This is a genomic window from uncultured Porphyromonas sp., from assembly GCF_900541275.1.
Taxonomy (GTDB): Bacteria; Bacteroidota; Bacteroidia; order Bacteroidales; family Porphyromonadaceae; genus Porphyromonas_A.
In genome coordinates this window covers 92,766-115,454 of record NZ_UQJH01000002.1, presented here as the reverse complement: position 1 = coordinate 115,454, position 22,689 = coordinate 92,766, and the positions used below count along the sequence as shown (strand labels likewise).

The following is a 22,689-nucleotide window of genomic DNA, read 5'->3' as shown; positions in this document are numbered from 1 at the left end:
CGACTATGACCTACGACGATCTCTCCCGTGCCCTTGCTGACCCGATGACGCTGACGGCGTACCACCTCGATGACCTCCTCGAGCTGAGCCGGCAATACCCCTTCTGCGAGGCACTCCATCGGCTGCTCCTCATCGACCTCTACCGTAGCGAGGATGTGCGCTTCCCCGCTGAACTGAAGCGCCGACTGATGTACCTGCACGACCCTTTCTCCCTCCTCTTGTCACTGGATGCTACCTCCGGAGGACCGCAGTCCCACTCTTACGACCTGATTGACCGCTTTGTTCGGAGCTATCGTCCTGAGGAGTCCGCTGTCTCCGATGAGACGACGGCTGCGACCCCCTCAGCCAAGTCACCGACTAAGACCGGGCGGACGAAGCGAGAGACTGAGGCTCAGATCGTCCAGGACTTCCTCGATGAGGGACCCGAGGCGGAGAAGATCCGCATCCGTCCCGACAGTAAGGAGGACGATGTGGCCCTCCCTCCCGAGGACGAGGATAATGGTCCACTCCCGGGTGAGGAGCTCTTCACGGAGAAGCTGGCCATGATGTACGCCTCCCAGGAGCGCTACTCCGAGGCGATGACGATCCTTAAGACCTTGAATTTGAAATATCCAGAAAAAAGTGGTTACTTTGCCGAGCGAATTGGTCAGCTTGAGCAACGTCGTAAGGGACTCGTGGCGGACTGATTTATTTGGATTTAATATGAGATCAGGGACGTGAGGTCCCTGCATACGAGTAAGTTTTTAAGAGAGGAAAATGTTTACGTTCCTTAATGTTTTAGGCGTTCTTGCAGCTATCCTGCTGATCTTCGTGGTCACCATACAGGATAGTAAGGGTGGCGGTCTCGCAAGTGGCTTCTCCAGTGCCAATAATGTGATGGGCGTCCGTCGCTCCACAGATATGATCGAGAAGGTCACCTGGTGGCTGGCTGGCATTATGTGCCTGCTCTGCGTCGTTGGAGCCAAGTGGACCCCCACCGTTCAGCACGCCATCAATAAGCAGGAGAGTGTCATCAATGACTATGTCGACCAGGCCACTATCCCTGCTCCCGCTGATGCACAGCCCTTCGGTGGCAACGCCGTAACACCCGCAGAGACGCCCGCTGCACCCGCAGAGGCACCTGCTACACCTGCTGAGCCTGCTACTCCCGCAGAGTAAAGGCTTCAAGTAGTGTCACCACTCCTGAGTAGCTCGCGAGAGTGATCAGAAGGTCTGAGTCAGCAGATTATCCGGCTGAAGGATTGCTATTTTGCCTAAAGAGTGGTACCTTTGCACCCTGAAACTTAAGTACACGAATACAATAATATAGAGACAAGATATTATGTCACGAGTATGTCAACTGACCGGCAAAAAGGCGATCAAGGGCAATAGCGTGTCTCACTCCCACCGCAGTGAGAGGAGGACATTCAATGCCAACCTTTTTAACCGCAAGTTTTACTGGCCCGAGGAGGACTGCTGGGTACACCTACGTGTCTCCGCCAAGGGTCTCCGCCTGATCAATAAGGTGGGTCTGGATGCTGCGCTCCGTAGTGCTGCATCGAAGGGATATCTGGACGACTTCATCATTACCGATAAGGCCTGATACTCTACGAGAGGATTTTGGACCACTACCCCTCACTTGTGATGCTGCGTGAGGCACTGTCCGTGAGAGTCCTTCCCTGATTTTTTGTAACCGCATAGATAGATCAATCACGATATGGCCAAGAGAAAGAAAGCCAAGAGAGCTAAAGGGAACCGTGTCCAGGTGATCCTGGAGTGCACGGAGATGAAAGAGAGTGGTCTGCCCGGTACATCACGCTACATCACTACGAAGAATAAGCGTAATACCACCGAGCGCCTTGAGCTGATGAAGTACAATCCCATCCTCAAGCGCATGACCCTACACAAGGAGATTAAGTAATCCTCAGATCGACTAGTACATTATGGCAAAGAAAGCGATATCAACCCTCCATGCCAGTGACGGCCGTACTTACTCCAAGGTAGTGAAGATGGTAAAGTCCCCCAAGACGGGTGCTTATGTCTTCTCGGAGCAGATGGTCCCCAACGAGATGGTCCAGGAGGCCCTTAAGGCAAAGTGACTTAGAGCTGACCCTCAGTCAGCCTATAGATAACAAAGCGAGCGCTAGCAGAGTCTTTTCTCTACTTGCGCTTGTTTTTTTTGCTCTCTGAGGATGGATCTAGCAGGAGTGATGCATTTGAGGGGTACTGAGTGACTCAGAAAACCATTTAGCTCATTGAGAAGATGCGGAGACGAAGTGTCCCTTGCGGTTCGCACCACCAGTCTATCAAAGTCCGCTCCTAAGAGTCTTTTCCTACAGCGCGAAGTATCCGATAGAGGATCTAGAACGCTCGTGGCTAGAGAAGCAGAGGCTGCCCTCTATCACCCCGGTGAGCGACGATCATCTCACTTGTCCGGAAGGTTCAGCAACACAAATATAGCACCCCTCCGGGCGGAGTTGTCTCACAGAGTCTTTTCGGGTCTCTTTCTGGCCAAAATTGAGTCTTCTGCGGTCTTCGCCACATAGTGAACCGGACGGCGAGATCGAACCCGGCTTGAGTGACCACTTCTTAACTGTAGCACTCAAGTGCGTCACCCCTGATGGATCTAGTACTGAGGAAGCTTCGTTTACCCTACTGCGGGCACATCAGATTCAATTGTCACTCACGAAAGGACGTTCTCTCTCGAACCACTTCTGATCGGATACTAAGCGGCGATCATAAAGAAGCGTATATTATCGGATCAGGAGGCTGTTGTTTTTCTACGTAGTACTCTAATGAACGTGAAGAGGTATAAAGACTCCAGACGATGTCCACATTGTGGACATCGCCAGTCTATACAGACATGCATGCCCTACCTTATACATGCATATGGTTACGCGATCAAGTGTGAAAAATGCGGCTGCGACCTCGTGCCGGACTATTACCCTATTCCCTTCCCTGTCGGTTTTTTTACTGGATTCGCAACCGTCGTCGTCGTCGCCAGCTTTTGCCTCTATATTCTGCATTGGTCATTACTAACGTCGGCAGTAGTGTCGATGGCGGTTCTGTTGATTCCTCTCCTTTTAGCGTGCTACATAGTCCTCCAGAGGATCACATTCAAGAAATTGTAACTCCCAAACTAAGAATCAGTGCAGCTGTCAGACTAAGTCTCAGACCTTTCGTCCCTTTCACTGACTGGCGAGGCGTCAGAGGTCGATGGTCAGGCCGTCGTAGGCGGGGGCGATGCCGGAAGGACAGAGGGCGGAGATCTCCTCGTGGGTGCCGAAGTCGTGGTCGATGTGGGTGAGGTAGGTCTGCTCCGGGCCGATGCGGCGGATCACCTGCAGTGCCTCATCGAAGCTTAGGTGCGAGGGGTGCTCGCGGATCCGCAGGGCGTTGATCACCAGTGTGCGGACGCCCCTGAGGATCTCGTAGCTCTCCTCGGGCAGGGTCTTGCAGTCGGTGATGTAAGCGAGGTCTCCGATGCGGTAGCCGAGGATCGGGAGCTGTCCGTGGAGCACGGTGAAGGGCAGCACATCTGCATAACGATCGTCCGCCACAGGCTCCCCCGGGGTGAGCGGGTGGAGCTCCAGCGTAGGCGAACCTGGATACTTCTTCGGTCCGAAGGAGTAAGGCATCACCCGGTGAAGCGTATCGATCACTCGCGGGAGGGCAAAGATGGGGAAGGTGTGGTGGTGATTGGAGAAAGCCCTCACATCGTCCATCCCACCGATGTGGTCGTAGTGCTCGTGTGTGATGAAGATTGCATCCAGGTGATCCAGATCCTCACGAAGCCCCTGCTGCCGGAAGTCCGGACCCACGTCGATCATGATCAGTCGTCCGCCCGATCGGAGGAGAACGGCAGAGCGCAGTCGCTTGTCATGCGGATCGGCAGACCGGCAGACCGGACAGCGGCACCCGAGCTGAGGCACCCCGCGAGAGGTACCGGTGCCGAGGAAGGTGAGCGTACTCTTCTCCATATCTCTCTACTCCTCTATCATCTGCTTCACCGAGCGCATCAGTATGCTTCGGACATACCGCACCTCGGGGCGTATCTCTATCCCAAAGCGCTCATTCACCTTAGCAATGATCAGGTCAGCGAGCCGTCTGATGTCCGCGGACTCGCCGTGGCTGTGATTGATCAGCACGAGGGGCTGCTTGTCGTAGGTCCCCACCTTCTCATTTCGATACCCCTTCATCCCCACCTGCTGGATCAGCCAGGCAGCGGGAATCTTGTGTCGGGTGCCGTCCTCACTGTCGTAGTGTGGCACATCGGGGTACTCGCTCTGCAGCTCCTCCAGCTTCGCTGTGGTGACAAAGGGGTTCATAAAGAATGATCCCGCATTGGGCAGCTCGGCTGGGTCGGGGAGCTTCGACTGGCGAATGGCGATCACCTCCTCTGCGACACGGGCGGGGGTAAGACCCTGCTCCTCTCTCAGGCCGCTGAGCCCCTTGTACTCCAGCCGGGGCTTGGGGACCTTGGAGAGCGTCAGCTCGATCGCCGTGACGACGGCAGAGACCATACTCTCCTCCTTGAAGATCGAGTGGCGATAGCTGTACTTCGCCTCCGTAGCGGGGAGGTCGTGTGCGGAGCCGTCCCTTAGGTCGATATAGTGGATCGTGTCGAGTACGTCACAGATCTCTGCGCCGTAAGCACCGATGTTCTGCACCGCTGCGGCACCGCTGTCGCCCGGGATGAGGGCAAGGTTCTCGATTCCCCACCAGCCCTTCGTCGTCGTCTCCGTGACCAGTGCGTGCCACCTCTTCCCCGCCTCCACACGGAGCCGGACAGTCTTGTCGTCCTCTGAGACGATCGCGACATCGGACCCGGTATAGCGGAGGACGGCGCCCTTGAAGTCGCCATTGAAGAGGAGGTTGCTCCCCCCTCCGATGGTGATAAAGGGGATGGTCCGGAAGTACTCGTCCCGAGCCAGTGTCCGGACATCTTCCTCACTCTCCAGGGTGATGAAGAAAGCGGCTCGGACATCGAGACCGAAGGTATTGTGCTCCTTGAGCGGTTGATCCTGGGTGATGCGCATAATTAGACTATAGTGATGTATATCTTCCTCAAAGGTACCCAAATTCTTTGCCGTCGTTGCTATCCGGAGCTGTCGGCTGGGGATTGAGTGCAAAGTGCTACCTTTGCGGGATAAAACTCCTTTATTTTTGTCTTGACAATATAACTTGCTTTTCGGGAATGGGTGTCCTAAGGATACGCAATAGGTGGGTCGCTATGCTGGCTCACACCGGTCTGGCAGTGGTGCTGATGACACTCTGCAGGCTGCTTTACTACTTCTTCAATAAGAGTCTTTTCAGCTTCATCGCGATGCCACATCTGCTGACGCTCCTTGCCGGAGGGCTTCACTACGATGTGGCAGTGATCCTCTACGGCTGTATCATCTACTATCTGATGATGATAGCGGGAGCGCTTCTGCCACCACGAGTGGAGCAGCGTCGCTGGTGGCAGGTGGTGAGGGCGGTCGGCTTCCTTCTGCCGATGGGCCTGATGCTGGTGATGAATGTCTGCGACACAGGTTACTATCCCTATATCCTGAGCCGTGCCTCAAGGCACCTCTTCTACGAGTTTGGCGAGGAGGATATGGTTGGTCTTGCGGGAGGCTTCATGGTCCAGTTTTGGCCACTCACCTTGGCATTCTTCGCCCTGATGTCTCTGCTGGTCTACGGCTTTCTCCATTTCTCCTTTGCCCCCGTGGTCGAGCAAAAAAGGAGTCCGCTGGTGCGCCGGATAGCAGGTGCTCTCGTCGCTGTCGGACTCATAGTGGTCGGGATGCGCGGCACCCTCCGATCCCATGAGCGACCACTCAGTGAGACGATAGCCGACAGATACATCGAGGACTATCGGGAGGTGGCGCTGGTGCTGAATACCCCTTACTCGCTCTCCCGGAGCTCCGGTGCGCGCTTCGTCCGGTACCGGTTTTACGACCCGACTGAGCTTAGGCGGATCTTTGACCCCGTCTATCAGGCTGAGCCACTCGAGCCGGGAGATACTCTCTTCGGATCGTTACGGGGATACAATGTGATGATCGTCCTGATGGAGAGCATGGGGAGGGAGTACATCGGTGCGCTCAATACGGACATCCCCGGCTACGAGAGCTACACCCCGTTCCTCGACTCGCTCATCCCTCATACGCTCTACGCAAAGTACGGCTATGCCAATGGGAAGCGCTCCGTCGAGTCTTTCCCATCGATCTATGCATCGCTCCCTACCTTTGGCGCCACTTTTAATGATAAGGAGTTCCAGATGAATAGCTATCAGCAGTGTCACGCCTTTACGTCGGGGCTGCCGCTGATGCTGAGGGATGAGGGGTATGACCTGAAGTTTTACCACGGTGACGAGCCGGGGGCGATGGGCTTCTATGACTTCCTCCACCGGATGGGGCTTGAGCGCCAGTACACGGCGGAGGACTTCCGTCAGGAGGTGCCGGATGCCGATCGGTACTTCATGAAGTCGTGGGGCGTCTTTGACGATCCCTTTGAGCAGGCGATGGCGCGGGACATGAAGCGCTCCCTCAGAGAGCCCTTCGGAGCCTTCTTCTTCTCCCTCACCAATCACCACCCCTTCCAGCTCCCTCGGGGGTACGAGAAGAGGTATAAGCCGGGCACGCTCCCGATCCACCGCACAGCGCAGTATGCCGATGAGGCGCTGCGAGACTTCTTCGACTCCATCAAGGATGAGCCGTGGTACGATCATACGATCTTCGTCATCACGGGCGACCACACCAATCAGAGTGACCGCCCCGAGTACGACTGCCCTGCAGGCAGGTCGATGGTGCCGATCTGCTTCTATGTCCCCGACGGATCCCTCCGGGGTGAGATCTCCGATCGCGTTGTCCAGCATCTCGACATCTATCCCACACTGCTCTATCTGCTGGGGATAGACCGAGCGATCTACTCCTATGGTCACAATATCTTTGATGACCGGGTGGATCACTATGCACTCAATAACTTCTTTGACCGGTACTTCCTCTTCACAAAGGAGCTGACCGTGGTGATGCGGCGGGATGGGGAGGTCTCTCTCGAGGCCCCTCGCGCACCGGTGCAGACGGATCATCCCGACCCAACACTGCCGAGCGACTCCATCCGGGATCACTACAGCCACCTACTGAGAGCGATTGCGCAGGACTATAGCGAGCGGCTCTTCTCCTCGGGCTTTGTGCTGAACGACTCTGACGCCACTGAGGCGAGCGCACAGCATTAGTTCCCCCCTTCGTAAGGCTGAAGTCTAATACCGATATTAGATCGATCTAATATCGGTATTAGACTTCACTAATATCGGTATTAGGTATCCGCTTGTAGGACTGGGCTCTAATGCGCTTGGTCTGAGGTGGTGGATAGGTGGGCTATTTGTCGTATCTTTGTGATCAGTGGTGTGGCATCGTTGCCGGCTTGCCGGGAGCTGTCGCCGCCCTGTCTTTTACCCTATTAAGAGCCTTGTATGAGCGAGATAGTAGAACCAGTAAAAAGCGGCGAGGAGAAGTCGCTCAACTTTATACAGCAGATCGTGGAGCGTGACCTCAGGGAGGGACTCCACAACGGACGCATCCAGACCCGCTTCCCACCGGAGCCCAATGGCTACCTCCACATCGGCCACGCCAAGGCGGTTTGTATGGACTTCGGCATCGCCGAGAAGTATGGCGGTGTCTGCAACATCCGCTTCGATGACACTAATCCCGTCAAGGAGGATCAAGAATATGTCGATGCGATCCTGCGGGATATTGAGTGGCTGGGCTTCCACTGGGGCAGCGTCTACCACGCCAGTGACTACTTCGATAAGCTCTATGACTTTGCCGTCGATCTGATCAAGCGGGGCCTCGCCTACGTCGATGAGCAGACGTCCGAACAGATCGCTGCTCAGAAGGGGACGCTCACTGAGCCCGGGACAGCCAGCCCTTACCGGGATCGCCCGGTGGAGGAGAATCTCCGGCTCTTCGAGGAGATGCGTCACGGTAAGCACGCCGAGGGGTCGATGACCCTCCGGGCGAAGATTGATATGGCTCACCCCAACCTCCTCTTCCGCGACCCGATCATCTACCGCATCATCAAGAAGCCGCACGCTCGCACCGGGACGGACTGGTCGGTCTACCCGATGTACGATTTTGCACATGGGCAGAGTGACTACTTCGAGGGAGTGACCCACTCGATCTGTACGCTCGAGTTTGTCCCCCACCGCCCACTTTACGATTACTTCATTGACCTCCTCAAGCCTGAGGATAGTGAGTATCGACCTCGCCAGTATGAGTTTAATAGGCTCAATCTCACCCACACGGTGATGAGTAAGCGGAAGCTACTGGAGCTGGTGCAGCGCGGTCTCGTCCACGGCTGGGATGACCCCCGGATGCCCACCCTCGTCGGTATGCGCCGGAGGGGCTACACCCCTCAGAGCATCCGAAACTTCATCGGGGCCATCGGCTACACGAAGTACGATGGCACCATCGAGGAGGAGCACCTGGAGCACTATGTCCGGGAGGATCTGAATAAGGTAGCCACCCGTGCCGCTGTGGTCCTCGACCCGATCAAGCTGGTGATTACCAATTACCCCGAGGGAGAGACGGAGGAGATGGAGTGCGTCAATAATCCGGAGGACCCGGATGCCGGCACCCACACACAGACCTTCGGTCGAGAGCTCTGGATTGAGCGGGAGGACTTTATGGAGGATGCACCCAAGAAGTACTTCCGTCTCACGCCCGGGCGCGAGACTCGACTCCGCTCCGCCTACATCGTCACCTGCACCGGCTGCGAGAAGGACTCCACCGGACAGGTCACCACGGTCTATGCCGAGTATGACCCGGATAGCAAGACCGGTGGTGCCACAGCCGATCGCAAGGTGAAGGGGACCATCCACTGGGTCTATGCTGCCGGGGCGCAGCCGGTAGAGGTCCGTATGTACGACCACCTCTTCTCTGCCGAGGATCCGATGGCGGAGGAGTACGAGGACATCAGCGAGCTGATCAATCCTCAGAGCGAGACGATCCTTTACCCATGCTATGCTGAGAAGTTTATCACAGAGGCTCAGGTGGAGGACCACTACCAATTTGTCCGCAAGGGCTACTTCACTAAGGACAAGGACAGCACAGACGAGCTGCCGGTATTCAATCAGACTGTCTCCCTCCGCGACTCGTGGAAGAAGATGGTCAGTAACGACAAAGCCAATAAGTAATAGGTCATGCTAATGAGTACGCAACCCCATACCCGGTCCCATCAGTGGCAGATCCTGAGTTCCCTCTGCCTGCTCTTCCTCGCTCCGCTCACGATGCTCGCCCAGAGCCGCAAGAATGTGGTGGATGAGGTGGCCTGGGTCGTGGGTGATGAGCCGATCCTGCTCTCCGACATTGAGCGACAGAGGATGTACTACGAGAGTATGGGGCAGCCCTTCCAGGGTGATCCGCGCTGCATCATCCCCGAGCAGATGGCGATCTCAAAGCTCTTCCTCAATCAAGCTAAGATCGACAGCATCGAGCCCAATCAGCAGATGATCAATGCCAATGTCAATCAGTGGCTGGAGCAGGTGACTAATCAGCTGGGGAGCAAGGAGAAGCTCGAGGAGTACCTCGGTCAGAAGTACTCTCAGATACGGGAGGAGCGCCGTAAGGTGGTGGCTGAGCAGTACACCGTTATGCAGATGCAGCAGAAGATTGTCGGAGAGGTGATGGTCGCCCCATCGGAGGTCAATCGCTTCTATGAGCAGATCAATAAGGACTCCCTTCCCTTTGTCCCCACGACGGTGGAGGTGCAGATCCTTACCCTTCAGCCCAAGATCTCTATCAAGGAGATCGATGCGGTAAAGCAGCGGTTGGTCGACTTCACGGAGCAGGTCAATAGCGGTAAGTCGGACTTTGAGACCCTGGCTCGTCTCTACTCCAAGGACAATGAGACAGCCCTTAGGGGTGGTGAGATCGGCTTTGTCGGTCGTGCGGAGCTGGAGCCGGAGTTTGCTAACGTCGCCTTTAGCCTCAATGACCCAAAGAAAGTGTCACGCATCGTGGAGACGAAGCGTGGCTACCACATCATCCAGCTGATTGAGAAGCGGGGCGACCTGATCAACGTGCGTCACATTATGCTGAGTCCGGAGGTCAATCAGGAGGAGCTCCTCGCAACCAATAGCCGGATGGACTCCATCGCCGGCATCATCACGAGGGACAGTGTCCCCTTTGCCACTGCTGCGCTCTACTACTCCTCGGATGAGGATACCCGGCTGAGTAACGGACAGATGGTGAACGCCAATCAGCAGAGCTCTCTCTTCGGTACCTCTCGCTTCCAGATGTCCGACCTGCCTCAGGAGATGTCCCCGCTCGTATCGGAGCTTGGCGAGGGAGAGATCACCAAGCCTTTTACTATGACGGATAAGAATAACCACCTCGTGGTGGCGATAGCCCGCCTCAAGAGCCGTAAGCCGGGTCACCGCGCCAATGTCGTCGACGACTATCAGGTGATCAAGGATATGGTGGAGGGAAAGAAGCGCGAGGAGCTGCTCGATGAGTGGATCCGCGAGAAGCAGAAGACCACCTACGTCAGCATCGCACCCGCCTATCGGCAGTGCACCTTTCAGTACCCCGGCTGGGTACTCCGTGAGGGCACGGAGAAGGAGTAAGCTTGTCCCAATACTGCAAGAGTAGTCTCGTATGAACGAAGGTGACCCTCGTCATCCCATTCTCATAGCTCTGGCACTGACGATCCTGTCGGTGGCTGGGCTTCTGGCTACTCAGGCTCGGCCATCGGCTCCCGGGACTGCCGGCTTGCTCTCCTCCCTGCAGACGACGCCCCCCGATACGACCGGCAAGGAGCGGATCATCATTGAGCACGTGGACCTGTGGCGCTTCGATAAGGAGGTCAACCCCGATGCGCAGATCCTGACGGGGAACGTTGTCTTCAAGCACGACAACGCACTGATGTACTGTGACAGTGCGCTCCTCTATAGGGAGACCAATCGATTTGAGGCTTTTGGCAACGTCCACATCCACCAGGCTCAGGATACGGTCGATATCTACTGCAACTACCTTGACTACGACGGCTATACGAAGCTGGCACGACTCCGAGAGCTGGTACAGATGGAGCAGGGTGAGAATACCCTCCTCACTGATAGCCTGGACTACGATCGTATGTCGGGGATCGCTTACTACTTTGACTACGGCTCGGTCGCCGACAGCCTCAATGTCCTCTCGAGCGTCTACGCGGAGTACTCCACGGTGGATAAGACTGCGGTCTTCTACAACGATGTCGTGCTACAGAATGACAACTTCACCCTCTACTCCGATACGCTGCACTACGACACCAATACCAAGATCGCTACCATCCTCGGTCCCACAACGATCGAGGGCGACAGCGGCATCATCTACGCTACACGCGGCACCTACCGGACGGAGGAGGACGTGGCGACACTCCTTGATCGGGCCGAGATAGTCTCCGGCAGCCGATGGATGACGGGTGACTCTCTCATCTACGACCGCCCCGCACACTTTGCCGACCTCTATGGTAGCGTCATCCTCAGGGATACGGCTGAGAGTATGGAGCTGAGGGGCAATCATGTGATGTACAACGACTCTACCGAGTGCGGTGAGGCGATAGACCATGCGTATATCTACGAGTACTCCGACTCCGACCACCTCTTTACCGGTGCGGATAGGATGCAGCTGATCAAGGTCGACTCCGTCAATAATATCGCTAAGGGGATAGGCAATGTCCGTACCTGGCGCAGAGATGCACAGGCTGTCGCTGACTCGATGGTCTACCTCACTCAGGACTCGGTGATGAAGATGTATGGTCGCCCCTTCGTCTGGAGCGGTCTCTCACAGGTCACCGGTGACTCGATCCGCCTTTTTATGAAAAATGGCTCCGTCGAGCGTGCCCTGATCGGAGAGAATGCCTATATGTCCCAGCATCTGCGGAAAAAGTACTACAATCAGATGCGAGGACGAGAGGTGGAGGCCTACTTCCACGAGGGCGAGATGGACTCCGTATGGACGCGAGGCAATGCGGAGACGATCTACTTCAGTGAGAATAAGGACTCCATCCAGACCGAGCAGACGCACACGCAGAGTAGCGAGATACTGACGCAACTGGAGAATCGAGAGGTGGTGCGGATCCTCCTCCTTGGACAGACAAAGGGACGCACGAAGCCGATCTTCCTCGTCGAGGAGAGCGATCTGGTCTATCCCGACTTCGTCTGGTTCCCCGAGGGGCGCCCGGTCGACTCGCTGGATATCTTCCGTCGCACCCCGACACCGGGCGAGAGTGGAGGCGACTTGGTGCCGCGCCCACCGACGACAGGTCTCCTGCAGGACCTCCCGACGCCTAAGGAGGAGAAGCCTCAGCAGGCTGTGCAGACCTCGCTCCCATCGGACTCGCTCGTGACAGCGCTGACCGACTCGATCATACGGACGATGGCGGACACCACCGGCATATCGATCGACTCGATCAGGAGTCACGTGATGGACTCCCTTGCTGTCTCTCTGCCACAGGCGGGTCGTGAGATCCTGCAAGGTGCAGCCGACAGCACCCTCAGGGCCATCTCCGGACAGCGGGTCACCGAGTTCCTTGACGGGAGACAGCGCCCCGCCGAGGTGACCGACTCCCTCCGTCGCATGGGTACCGCTCAGCTCGACTCACTCGGACTGACACGTAAGGCTGTGACCGATGAGGCAGAGACCAAGGCGCGTGAGGTGATCACAGGGCTCAAGAGAGAGCGACAGGCCACGATCCGCAAGGAGGACGAGGCGACACAACCTAAGAAGAAGTGACCGTACTATGGGATGGGGAAGTTTTTTTAAGTCTAAGAAGCCAAGAGGATTCAGGTACACCTACCTCACCTTTGACCCTAAAAAGAAGGAGCTGGAGCGCAAGATCCGGCTCTCCAAGCATAGGGTCGACCCGGAGGCGAATCCCCTCACGGAGGAGGACTTGAAGGAAAACCTCAGAGGACGCTTACGGCGCAACTCCGAGCGTCTTGCCAAGTATGGCGACCCGGAGGACTTCTCGGAGAGTATCAGTAAGAAGAATAGGCAACTTGTCTTTGTCCTCGCTATCCTCTTTGCCTTTACCTACTGGATCTTCGAGAGCTTAGGCATCACCACCTGGGCTGACTTCGCACAGCTTTTCATCTTCTGGTAAGCCATCGCGTGGATAGCAGAGTACATCTATTACCGGATAATATTGCCAATCAGATCGCTGCCGGTGAGGTGATCCAGCGTCCCGCTTCTGTCGTCAAGGAGCTGGTCGAGAATGCCATTGACGCCGGAGCCACCGACATCCAAATCATCATCAAGGATGCCGGCAAGACCCTGATCCAGATCATCGACAACGGATCCGGTATGGGAGCCGTCGATGCCAGGATGGCCTTTGAGCGGCATGCGACGAGCAAGATCCGCGAGGCGGCCGACCTCTTCTCCATCGTCACTATGGGCTTCCGAGGAGAGGCACTCCCCTCCATCGCTGCGGTGGCACACGTGTCCCTCCAGACGCGTATGGAAGATACGGAGCAGGGGACGAAGCTCGAGATAGAGGGCTCTAAGGTGATCTCTCAAGAGCCGATCGCCTGCCCCGTGGGGTCCAATTTCCAGATCCGCCATCTCTTCTTCAATGTCCCTGCGCGGCGGAAGTTCCTCAAGGCGGATACGACCGAATTTGCCCACATCCTCACCGAGCTGCAGAATATTGCCGCTGTACGGCACCGGGTCGCCTTTACCCTTGTCCACAATGACAAGATCCAGCTCCAGCTCTCTGCAGCACCGCAGAAGCAGCGGCTACTCGACCTCTTTGGCAGCCGGCTCTCCAAGCACCTCCTCCCGCTCCATATCGAGACGCCCTTAGTCACCATCGAGGGCTTTGTGACGGAGACGAGGTATACCCGCAAGCGCGGAGCCTGTCAGTACTTCTTCGTCAACGATCGCTTCATGCGGCACCCCTACTTCCACCGGATGGTACTCAATGCCTATGGCGAGATGATACCTAAGGGGGAGAAGCCGGAGTACTTCCTCTTCCTCTCCTGCGACCCCGGCTCCATAGACGTCAATATCTCGCCCACAAAGACGGAGGTCAAGTTTGAGGCCGAAAATGATATCGGCACCATCCTCTTCTCCGCCATCCGTGAGGTGCTGATGAAGGGGGCAGCCATGCCTACGCTCGACTTCGACGAGGATCGTATGGAGATCCCCGTCGCTGATACCAGCAGACGCGATGCCCCCGAGCCACCCACGTCGGGCAATTTCTTCGAGGTGGGGAGTAGGCTCAATGACAGCGACGAACTGATGCTGACGCCCAAGATCGGTGACACCTTCCCTGCCGTGGGGGGGGAGACGGCTATGCCCGATATAGCAGACTGGGATAGCTTCTACGAGGACTTCCAGAAGAGTCGTGAGGACATGCCGAGGCAGGTTCCTCTCTCCGATAGGGAGGATCCTGTGCAGACTATGCCCTCCTCGCTCACAGAGGAGAAGTCCGAGCTGAGATCCGGGTACGATGTCCCACCGCTCGTCTATGGCGATTATGGCGTCGCTCTACGCCCGGAGGGTATCACCGTGGTCAGCCTCTCCCGGGCAAGGGAGAGGGTCCTCTTCGAGCAGTATATGACCTCCTTTAGGAGCGGGCATGTGGTCTCATCGCGCCTGCTCTTCCCGGCACTCCTTGAGCTCTCTTCCGAGGACACTGCTCTCCTGAGGGAGTACCGTCAGGATCTGACCGGGATAGGCTTTGACATCTCCGATATGGGGCAAAATGCGATCGGCATCAACGCTGTGCCCGAAGGTCTACCCGCAGGCGGAGAGGAGGAGATCCTCCATGAGCTCCTCCGTGAGTGCGAGCAGACCGGTCGCTCCGGTGGGGAGGTCTTGTCGAATAGACTTGTCCGGACCATCACCACCTCGCGCCTACGGTCCCTCCCACGCCAGATGACCCCGGCGCAGGCGCAGCAGCTCCTCGAGCAGCTCTTTGCTCTCCCAGAGTATCGGGTCACACCCTCGGGTCGGCAGATCCTCTTCTTCCTCACCCCTCGAGAGCTCGCCAAGCACCTTCCCTGATACAAAAAAAGAAGTCCCACCTCACATCGTGAGGCGGGACTTCTTTTTCTCTCAGACTGATATCTCCCAGCTGTATCAGTTACTTAGCCACTCTACCCGCAGGTCGGAGAGGGAGCCGGTGAAGTGGCCAGTTCGCTCCAGCGGGAAGACCAGTGTCTGTACCCAGTAGCGAGGTCCCTTGAGCTCACGGTCTTCCGGATGTACGATGATGCCGAGCGTCTCCTGCAGCCGACCATCGATGTAGAGTCGGGTCTCCCGATTGGTCCCCTCTATCGTCACCTCAGTCTCGCGACCTATCGGCAGGCGGTAGTCCCAGTGGTATCGGTAGCCGTCCCGCTCAAAGCCCAGCAGCCCCTCCTCCGGGGTGGATAGGTAGACCACTGCATCCTTAGAGGAAAAGAGGACCGTACCGCGGGGATTTTCTCCTGGGGTGATGCGGAAGGAGACCCGGTAGTCGTACCCAATCTCCGTGATCGGCAGACCAAGCGGGAAGTCCACCTTGGGCGATGAGACGAAGTAGGAGCGCCTGTCTTTCTCCGGTCTCGCAAGCAGGTTTACTCCAGGTGCCTCAGATAGACTTCGACGCTTTCGGTCAAAGGCGTCGTAGGGCACAGTGCTACTACGTCCTTGCCAGGTCTTAGCTGCAATGGTCTGCACGGCGGGGAAGATCCGGTGGTAGACATCCTGCTGGCTGATACCGTTTCCGCAATGGTCGTTCCAGACGGCAAACATCCCTCCCTTGATCTGCGGGTGGTGCTCCTCCAGCGTCTCGCTATTCATCGTTGCCGGGGTCCACTCCCTATAGAGTTTCTCAATATCAAGGTAGTCGTAGTAATAGCCGGCTGCCGGCACGATATAGACCCACCGGTCCGGCATGCTCACCACGTCGTACCCCATGTCGATCATCTCTCTTGCGAGCGAGTAGTCCATACTCCAGCAGTAGAGTAGGACGTCGTCCACCTTCACTGGCGTCTCGCCTCGCGCATGGGTGAGCGATCCCCAGACGGCGGCGCGCTTCCCATACGACTCCACCTTGCGGATGTAGCGGTCGGTGAAGGCTCTGAATTGCTCCACCACCTTCTGATCCTTATTGCTGTACTCATCCGTCCCTATATGGACGTAGGGGGAGATGAAGGTGGGGTCGGCCGGGTCCAGATACTCTTCGAGCAAATCATCCAGCACCCGATAGGTGTCGGGACTGAAGAGGTCCATATGATCCGCGCCATACTCCTTGCTCCCTATTGACGGCATATAGTGGGTAAAGGCGAGCGTATGCGCCGGCACATCGATCTCCGGGATGATCGTCACCCCGAGCGATGCCGCCTCCAGCTGCAGCTGCTTGAAGTCGGCCTTGCTGTAGTGCCCATCCGTTGCTGTCAGCCCCGGATGGGTCTCGCTCTCGAGGCGGAAGGCAGCGTAGGTCTTGTCCCAGTCGTCACCGTAGAATTTCTTGAAGCCATTGTCGTTGAGATGAATGTGGAAGGCATTCATCTTGTAGTACGCCATCAGCTTGACGGTGGCGCGGAGGAAGTCGAGGGAGAAAAACTTTCGTCCCACATCCAGCATCATGCCGCGTATCGGGTAGTCCGGGTAGTCCTCTATCACGCCGCAGGAGAGCTTCTGCCCCTGCTCGAGCAGCTGGAGCAGCGTCCGCGTCGCCCAGTAGAGTCCCTGACGGGAGTTGCCCGTGAGAGTGATGTGATCCGGTAGGATCTCTATCCGATAGGCTTCGCTCCCCTTGTCGGAGAGTAGGGTGGGGCGGATCGCAAGGGAGATGGTTCCTGTGGATCCTGCCTTGACGGTGTCGCCTAGTAGCTCTCGGAGGTCCTGCCTAAGCAAAACGGCGACCTCCGCCGCCTCCTCCCCCTCGGGGGTGAGACGACAGAGGTCACTGTAGTGGAAGGATTCCTCCGCCCCGCTCCAACTCTTGACCTCAGGGATGGTAAAGGGCTTGTTGCTCTGAGCGAGCCCCCGCACCGGGCTGAGGAGGATAGAGAGAAGGAAGGGGATTAGGAGTCCATACTTCATTTAGAGTGCTGCGATAGCCTGATCGTAATTGGGCTCGTGGGTGATCTCCTCCACCTGCTCGGTGTAGAGCACCTTTCCCTCCTCGTCAAGGACGACGACGCAGCGAGACATCAGCCCCTTCAGTGCACCGGAGGTCAGCAGGCAGCCGTAGTCCTTGCCGAAGTCCGGGCTCTTGAAGGTGGAGAGCGTCACGACGTTCTCCAGACCCTCAGCACCGCAGAAGCGTCCCTGCGCAAAGGGAAGGTCAGCACTGATGCAGAGGACGACGGTATTGTCGAGCGAGGAAGCCTTCTTATTGAAGGTCCTGACGCTCTGAGCGCAGACGCCCGTATCGATCGATGGGAAGATATTCAGCACGACCCGCTTGCCCTCATAGTCGGATAGCTTTGCATCTGATAGGTCGCCCTTCGTCAGGCAGAAGTCAGGTGCCTTGCTGCCCACCTCAGGCAGCTTACCGATCGTCTCTACAGTCTTTCCCGAAAACTTTACTTTAGCCATAGTTTCTTGTGATTGTTGTTATGTGATGTGTGAAAAAATAGATTAGTCTCTTACTCGCTCCTGCGGATCGTCAGTGATCCACCGGCGCTATTGCCTGCATACTCCGGGGCGTAGAAGCTCTGCACCTCGGCAGGACCGTAGCTGAAGTGTCCCGCCACGTTGGCGGTCGCCTCCAGCTCGATCACGTGCTTCCCCCTCTGGAGGTAGTCGATGAAGATGTAGTCCGCCGTCTCTCGTCGGCTGTATCCGTACCACGTGCGGTCCGACATACCGTAGCCGGCAAAGTCATAGCCCGGCTCGGCGCCTGCCGCCCGGTCATCCCGTATCGTCACGAGGCTCAGGTCCTGCTTCGTCTCGATCAGGTAGCGCACCACCAGCTGCTCGCCGGCTACCGCCTCTCGCTCATCTGTCAGTCGGACGAGTGACGACTTGCCGTCGATGATACGCCGGGCGTAGACCTCCTTGCCGATCGTCAGCTTCTCACCTGTGGGTGTCGCTTTTGCCGCCGGCTCCGTCACCCGATACCGGATGCCACCGAAGGCAAAGTCTGTCGTCACCCCCTCCCACCGGATCACCGTCTTGGTCTCCGGCTTCGGCAGGCCGAGGACGATGTGTCCCGTCGCCTTATCGAGTGCCGTGGGGCGGTAGGTCACCTCTCCGAGATGGAGCGTCGCATCGGGCGCAAAGCGCGTCGGCGTCACCGTGCGCAGCAGAGGCTCCACCGCCTCCAGCGTCATCGGGTTGCGCCACAGCGTCCCCTGCTTGAGGCTCAGCATAAAGCGTGTCACCTCCGGAGAGAGTGCCTCGTCCTGCTGATCGTGGTGGAGGAAGAGGGTCAGCGCCAGCAGCTCAGCATCGCTCTGAGTGTAGCTGCTTCGGTCGCGGATGAAGTCCCGCACCTCGCTGTACGCCGCCTTGGTGTCAAAGGCACGCGAGTACTCCCCAAAGTTGAGCAGGTATGAGGTCGATGCCGTCCGGTAGTTCTCTCGAGCGCCCTTCACCTGCTTCTCGAGCAGCTTCTTCACCTCTCCGGAGAGGGAGGGGGCCTTCCGTCCCAGCTTATGGACCAGTAGGCGATACTCCATCGCAGCCTTGTAGTAGCTTCGCTCCTTGGAGAGCTGACCCTGCAGGTACTTCAGCGACTGGTCGATCGCATCATCCAGCTTTGCTGACCGGGTGGGGGTAAAGGCAAGATTCTCCAGGACCACATGGGTCAGCCAGGGAGAGGGCTCCGGCAGTAGGGCATCGTAGCGGAAGCCGCCAGTGGGGAAGGTAAAGGCAAGGATCCTCTTCTCCAGCCCTCCAAGCAAGTCGCTCATCCGCTCCTCACTCAGGAGCAGATCGTAGAAGTCTGCCAGTGTCCTCGGGTCGGCCTGCCTATTGAAGGATGACCTCGGCTCCGACTCCCGATCACGTATCGCTGCCCGCAGTTGGGTGCGAGACATAGAGAGACTCCGCTTCAGCTCCGGTGTAGAGGCGATCAGCGCCCTCAGGCGACTATAGACCGCATACTTCGTGCTAGCCTCGAGGAGAGAGAGCTCCTCTGCCGGTGCCTCTGTAGCGTAGGTGTCGGCGAGGGTGGTGAGGAGGAGGTGGATCGGGGAGAAGTAGATCTCCGCCACAGCCTGGCTCCCACCGAGGTCCGCCTTGGGCAGTGTCAGGCTCACCTGCGACTGCTTATAGGACGAGAAGGGGACCGCCACCGTATACTCCGCCAGGTCGCTCCGGAGAGGGATCACCCGCTCCAGCGCATCGGTATAGTGCGCCCCCGCTGCCGTGGCACGCAATATCAGCGAGTCGCCATCGGTACGCTTCGCCTCCACGACGAAGGGCATCGTGCCTGTCTGACCACCGGCCACCGACAGCTCCGCCTCGGATAGCTGCGCCTGACCCTCCGTGACGGTTGCACGGATGGTTGCGGGCGACTGCTCCGCATTCTGCACCCGAGCGAGTCCCTCCAGCCGGTCGCCCCATCTCAGGTATCGGGGCAAGGACAGCTCTACGGAGAGCGGGGCAAAGACGCTGAAGCTATGATCCTCCAGCAGCTCCTCCTCAAAGTCGGGGGCAAAGGAGTAGACCTTCAGGACATACTCCGTCTGGGTATCGGGCAGCTTAAAGTCCAGCTGTACCTGTCCCTCCCTGTCGCTCCTAAGGAGCGCACTGAAGTAGGCGGTCTCAGCAAAGTTTTGCCGCAGCCTCGGCTGCCCGTCTGATCCGGCACCCTCAGCCACAATCACCACCTCATCATTGACGACGTTGCTCTGCTTCATCATCGCCCTCGGGGATGCCACTGCACTCTCCATCAGGACAGCGCCATACAGATTGCCATCCAAGGCTTGGTACAATACCGGTGAGTCGCCGATCTTGCTCCAGTGCTGCTCGTTGCCCGAGGCCTCGGTGAGGGCCTTGTCAAAGACCGCCACAAGTACCGGCACCTCAGAGAGCGGCTTGCCCGCGCGACTCACGATGGTAAAGCGTCGAGAGAAATCCGCTCCCGGCACAAAGCGACCCTCTCCCTCCTTCATCTCCAGTCCATCGGTGTGGGTCTTCTCCTTATCACCCGACTCCTCACTATACTCTGTCAGGTCAATGCGTGCGGAGGACTCCTCCCCTCTGTAGTAGGCGGAGAGTACCACGGATAGCGTCCCCTCCATCGGGCGTAGGCGATAGAGCTTACCCGGCTCCACGGGGAGGAACTGGTGTACGCTCTCTTTCCCCTCCCGGACCATCAGCAGAGAGAGCGTCCCGCCATGGCTCGAGCCGTAGAGGATCTCTCCCTCCTTCGTCATAGTGGCAAAGAGGGGCACCTCGCCCTGGAGCCGGTCATCGGTCGGGCTGTAGAGGTAGAGTGGGTCGCTCTCGTCCCTCACCACCTGACCCCAGTAGTCGGTCGTCTCTATCCTCAGTCGGTAGCTCCCGCTGGGCAGACTTGCCAGGCTCAGCTTCCGCTTCCCCTTCATCGGTAGCTCGATCGGCTCTCCGACCTGCTTCCCCTTCGCATCGATCCAGGTGGCCGTGAGCTGATACCTCGACAGGTCCCCCAGCCTCATCCGCTGGTATGGCTGGCTCTCAGTGCTCAGCGTCAGGTCGAGGCGATTGAGTCTATGCTTACCGCCCAGAAGTAGGTTTGCCGACAGGGGGAGGTTGGTCGTATCCTTCTCCATCGCCAGAGACTCGTCCGTCACATCCCCTATCGCGTCAGCGGCAGAGAGTGTGATCGGGTGATTCCAGTAGTAGCCACCCGTTGCGGACTTCGTCAGAGGCTCGGTCTCCAGCATGAAGTGTCCGTCCGAGCCGCTCCGACCCGTCATCCGCTTGCCGTCCACATCGTACTGCAGCGTCAGTCGTGCCGCCACGGGGTGACCATTCAGGTCCTCTGTCCGACCATAGATCCGCATCGGTCGACCGGAGACATAGCCGGTCGGTATGCTGTCAATGGTGAGCGACAGGTGCATCAGCTTATAATCCTCGACTCGTAGAGACTCATCGCCATAGGGCGTGTCGAGGGTAAAGTCAGATAGGTGCTCGTCCTTGGGGAGGGTAAAAGTGGCCTCCGCCACCCCACGATCGTCGGTGGTGATCGTCTGTGTCTCGATCACCTCCTCCACGCCATCCCTCAGGGCGACCAGCTTCACCTGCTGAAGTGTGTTCGGCTCAGCCTTCACCACCTCCCCCTTGCGGGTAACGGTGACGATGCCGACCTTCACCATCTGCCCCCTCTTGTAGATCGGTCTATCGGTGTAGAAGTGTGTCTCTGCCTGTCTCTTCGGATTAGCTGTCCCGGCAGGCCACTTTTGCGCCCCGTAAATGGTGAAGAACCGCTCCTCAAGCATTCGGGGATCCTTGACGCTGATGAAGAGGTATCCCCCTCTCGGCGGGGTCTGGCGAACCACCACCTCGCCCCCTTCATCGGTGTAGAGGGTGGCGATGGGGCGTCTCCGCTCATCACCGCGGAAGACCTTCACCTCCACGCCGGAGACCGGACTGCCGTCTTGTCGGTCAAGGGCGTAGATGATCGGATCGTACTGATCCACCGTGATCTTGTCCAGTAGAGCATTGCCCTGACGGACCACCCCCTCGCGATCGTTGTAGAGTGCCAGCTTGTAGTACCCCACTCTCGGCAGGCGGAGGGATACCTTGTCGCTGATCCAGCGCGCCTTCCCCGCCGGAGCTGTATAGGATGCCAGCTTCGTCGCACGACCATTTCGGATCTGTTGCTCCACCTTACGGTCACTGCTGATGAGGTAGAGGTCGAGCGCCTGTCGCGTCGGACCCTCTATCTCGATGGTCGCCTCCCCCGTGTGGAGGTCGATGTAGGTCACATCACCGATGGAGGGGCTGTGATCAAAGAGCTGCTTGCCCATCTCCCTCAGCCGCTTCTCGTAGGGGTTCCCCGATATTGAAGGCTCTATCCTAAGGTACTCAGCGTAGAGCTTATCCTCCTCTCGGAGCCACTCCTCGGTCTTGCGCTCCGACCTGAGGGGCTCGAGCAGGCGTGAGCTCTGCTCCCGGAGGTCCAGCATCCGGACCACCGGCTGCTCGGGGCGACCGGCAAAGCGCTCTATATAGGCCGGGTAGATATTCTCCTCCGACCGTCTTGCTTCCCACTCCAGCATGGAGAGGGCTTGGTCGCTATAGCCTGCCTTCAGAGCTTGCCCCAGCTCCCGGAGGTGAAGCTCGCGGAGGGCATCGAAGCCCTTGTCCGCCAACTGCTCCATTAGCTCAGCGAGGAGAGAGTACCCGTTTCCCTCGGAGGGCACACCCAGGCACCAGCGGCGGACCTGCCACTGATAGCGGAGTCCGCTCAGATCGGTGGTGGCGCGCCACAGCTCCCGACGCTCCAGTTCGCGAGAGATCATCCGGACCAGCTCCTTCTCAGTCCGCTCCTTACTCCAGAGGAGTGTGTCGGGCGACTCGTCGGAGGTGTCGTACTCCTCAATGGTGCGACCGGCATTGGCTGCCAGCCGACTTAGGTGATCGAGGAGAGAGAGCATCTCCTCCTCGGGGATCTTCTGTTCCTCTGCCATGGCTACTTTATCTATGGATCGGTGGCCAGCGATACCGGTCCCGGTCAGCAGACCTGCACCGACAAGTGCCGGCAGCAGCAGTGCTGCGAGTCGGGTCCAGAGGGCCGTATGAGTGATATGCTTCATGG

16 protein-coding genes are annotated in these 22,689 nt (G+C 57.9%); 11 read left to right on the top strand and 5 right to left on the bottom strand.

Going from position 1 to position 22,689, the window contains the following annotated elements; translation table 11 throughout:
• Nucleotides 1-5 precede the first annotated feature (5 nt).
• The 5 genes from QZR17_RS02695 (at nt 6) to QZR17_RS02675 (ending at nt 2,078) form a co-directional block, all read left to right on the top strand.
• Nucleotides 6-686, top strand: a complete 681-nt coding sequence (locus QZR17_RS02695) for a hypothetical protein (protein WP_297127368.1) — start codon at nt 6-8, stop codon at nt 684-686.
• Nucleotides 687-756: 70 nt separating this feature from the next.
• Entirely contained in the window at nt 757-1,158 is a 402-nt protein-coding gene (gene secG, locus QZR17_RS02690; protein ID WP_297127365.1) for a preprotein translocase subunit SecG, read from the top strand.
• A 163-nt stretch (nt 1,159-1,321) separates the two neighbouring features.
• A complete protein-coding gene (gene rpmB, locus QZR17_RS02685) occupies nt 1,322-1,582 on the top strand; it encodes a 50S ribosomal protein L28 (RefSeq protein ID WP_018107832.1) in 261 nt (86 codons plus the stop codon).
• Nucleotides 1,583-1,696: 114 nt separating this feature from the next.
• The gene (rpmG, locus tag QZR17_RS02680) at nt 1,697-1,900 is read left to right on the top strand and encodes a 50S ribosomal protein L33 (protein WP_297127362.1); all 204 of its coding nucleotides are present in this window, start codon (nt 1,697-1,699) and stop codon (nt 1,898-1,900) included.
• A 22-nt stretch (nt 1,901-1,922) separates the two neighbouring features.
• On the top strand, nt 1,923-2,078 hold the full coding sequence (locus QZR17_RS02675) for a DUF4295 domain-containing protein (RefSeq protein WP_297127360.1): 156 nt from the start codon (nt 1,923-1,925) through the stop codon (nt 2,076-2,078).
• Between the two features lie 1,107 nt (nt 2,079-3,185).
• Here the strand turns inward: QZR17_RS02675 and QZR17_RS02670 are convergent.
• Both QZR17_RS02670 and murB read right to left on the bottom strand, forming a co-directional pair.
• Nucleotides 3,186-3,959, bottom strand: a complete 774-nt coding sequence (locus QZR17_RS02670) for an MBL fold metallo-hydrolase (protein ID WP_297127356.1) — start codon at nt 3,957-3,959, stop codon at nt 3,186-3,188.
• Between the two features lie 6 nt (nt 3,960-3,965).
• Nucleotides 3,966-5,018 (bottom strand): UDP-N-acetylmuramate dehydrogenase, encoded by a 1,053-nt coding sequence (gene murB / locus QZR17_RS02665; protein ID WP_297127353.1) that lies wholly within the window; start codon nt 5,016-5,018, stop codon nt 3,966-3,968.
• Between the two features lie 158 nt (nt 5,019-5,176).
• Between murB and QZR17_RS02660 the strand changes: the two genes are divergently transcribed.
• The 6 genes from QZR17_RS02660 to mutL all read left to right on the top strand — a co-directional run bounded on the left by QZR17_RS02660 (nt 5,177) and on the right by mutL (nt 15,008).
• Nucleotides 5,177-7,198, top strand: a complete 2,022-nt coding sequence (locus QZR17_RS02660) for an LTA synthase family protein (RefSeq protein WP_297127350.1) — start codon at nt 5,177-5,179, stop codon at nt 7,196-7,198.
• Between the two features lie 237 nt (nt 7,199-7,435).
• Nucleotides 7,436-9,157, top strand: a complete 1,722-nt coding sequence (locus QZR17_RS02655) for a glutamine--tRNA ligase/YqeY domain fusion protein (protein ID WP_297127347.1) — start codon at nt 7,436-7,438, stop codon at nt 9,155-9,157.
• Between the two features lie 12 nt (nt 9,158-9,169).
• Nucleotides 9,170-10,588 (top strand): peptidylprolyl isomerase, encoded by a 1,419-nt coding sequence (locus QZR17_RS02650; RefSeq protein ID WP_297127343.1) that lies wholly within the window; start codon nt 9,170-9,172, stop codon nt 10,586-10,588.
• 31 nt (nt 10,589-10,619) lie between these two features.
• Nucleotides 10,620-12,734 carry an OstA-like protein gene (locus tag QZR17_RS02645; RefSeq protein WP_297127340.1) on the top strand — a complete coding sequence of 705 codons (2,115 nt, stop codon included), beginning with the start codon at nt 10,620-10,622 and terminating at the stop codon, nt 12,732-12,734.
• 7 nt (nt 12,735-12,741) lie between these two features.
• Complete coding sequence (locus QZR17_RS02640; RefSeq protein WP_297127337.1) at nt 12,742-13,104, top strand: hypothetical protein; 363 nt, start codon at nt 12,742-12,744, stop codon at nt 13,102-13,104.
• Nucleotides 13,105-13,112: 8 nt separating this feature from the next.
• Nucleotides 13,113-15,008, top strand: coding sequence for a DNA mismatch repair endonuclease MutL (gene mutL, locus QZR17_RS02635; RefSeq protein WP_297127334.1), 1,896 nt, complete (start codon nt 13,113-13,115; stop codon nt 15,006-15,008).
• 75 nt (nt 15,009-15,083) lie between these two features.
• On the opposite strand, the gene QZR17_RS02630 is transcribed toward mutL, so the two are convergent.
• Genes QZR17_RS02630 through QZR17_RS02620 form a run of 3 tightly spaced genes read right to left on the bottom strand, consistent with a single transcriptional unit; the run spans nt 15,084 to nt 22,687 of the window.
• Complete coding sequence (locus QZR17_RS02630; RefSeq protein ID WP_297127331.1) at nt 15,084-17,036, bottom strand: family 20 glycosylhydrolase; 1,953 nt, start codon at nt 17,034-17,036, stop codon at nt 15,084-15,086.
• Nucleotides 17,037-17,534 (bottom strand): thiol peroxidase, encoded by a 498-nt coding sequence (gene tpx, locus QZR17_RS02625; RefSeq protein ID WP_297127328.1) that lies wholly within the window; start codon nt 17,532-17,534, stop codon nt 17,037-17,039.
• A gap of 50 nt (nt 17,535-17,584) precedes the next feature.
• Nucleotides 17,585-22,687, bottom strand: a complete 5,103-nt coding sequence (locus QZR17_RS02620; RefSeq protein ID WP_297127325.1) for an alpha-2-macroglobulin family protein — start codon at nt 22,685-22,687, stop codon at nt 17,585-17,587.
• Between the last annotated feature and the right edge of the window lie 2 nt (nt 22,688-22,689).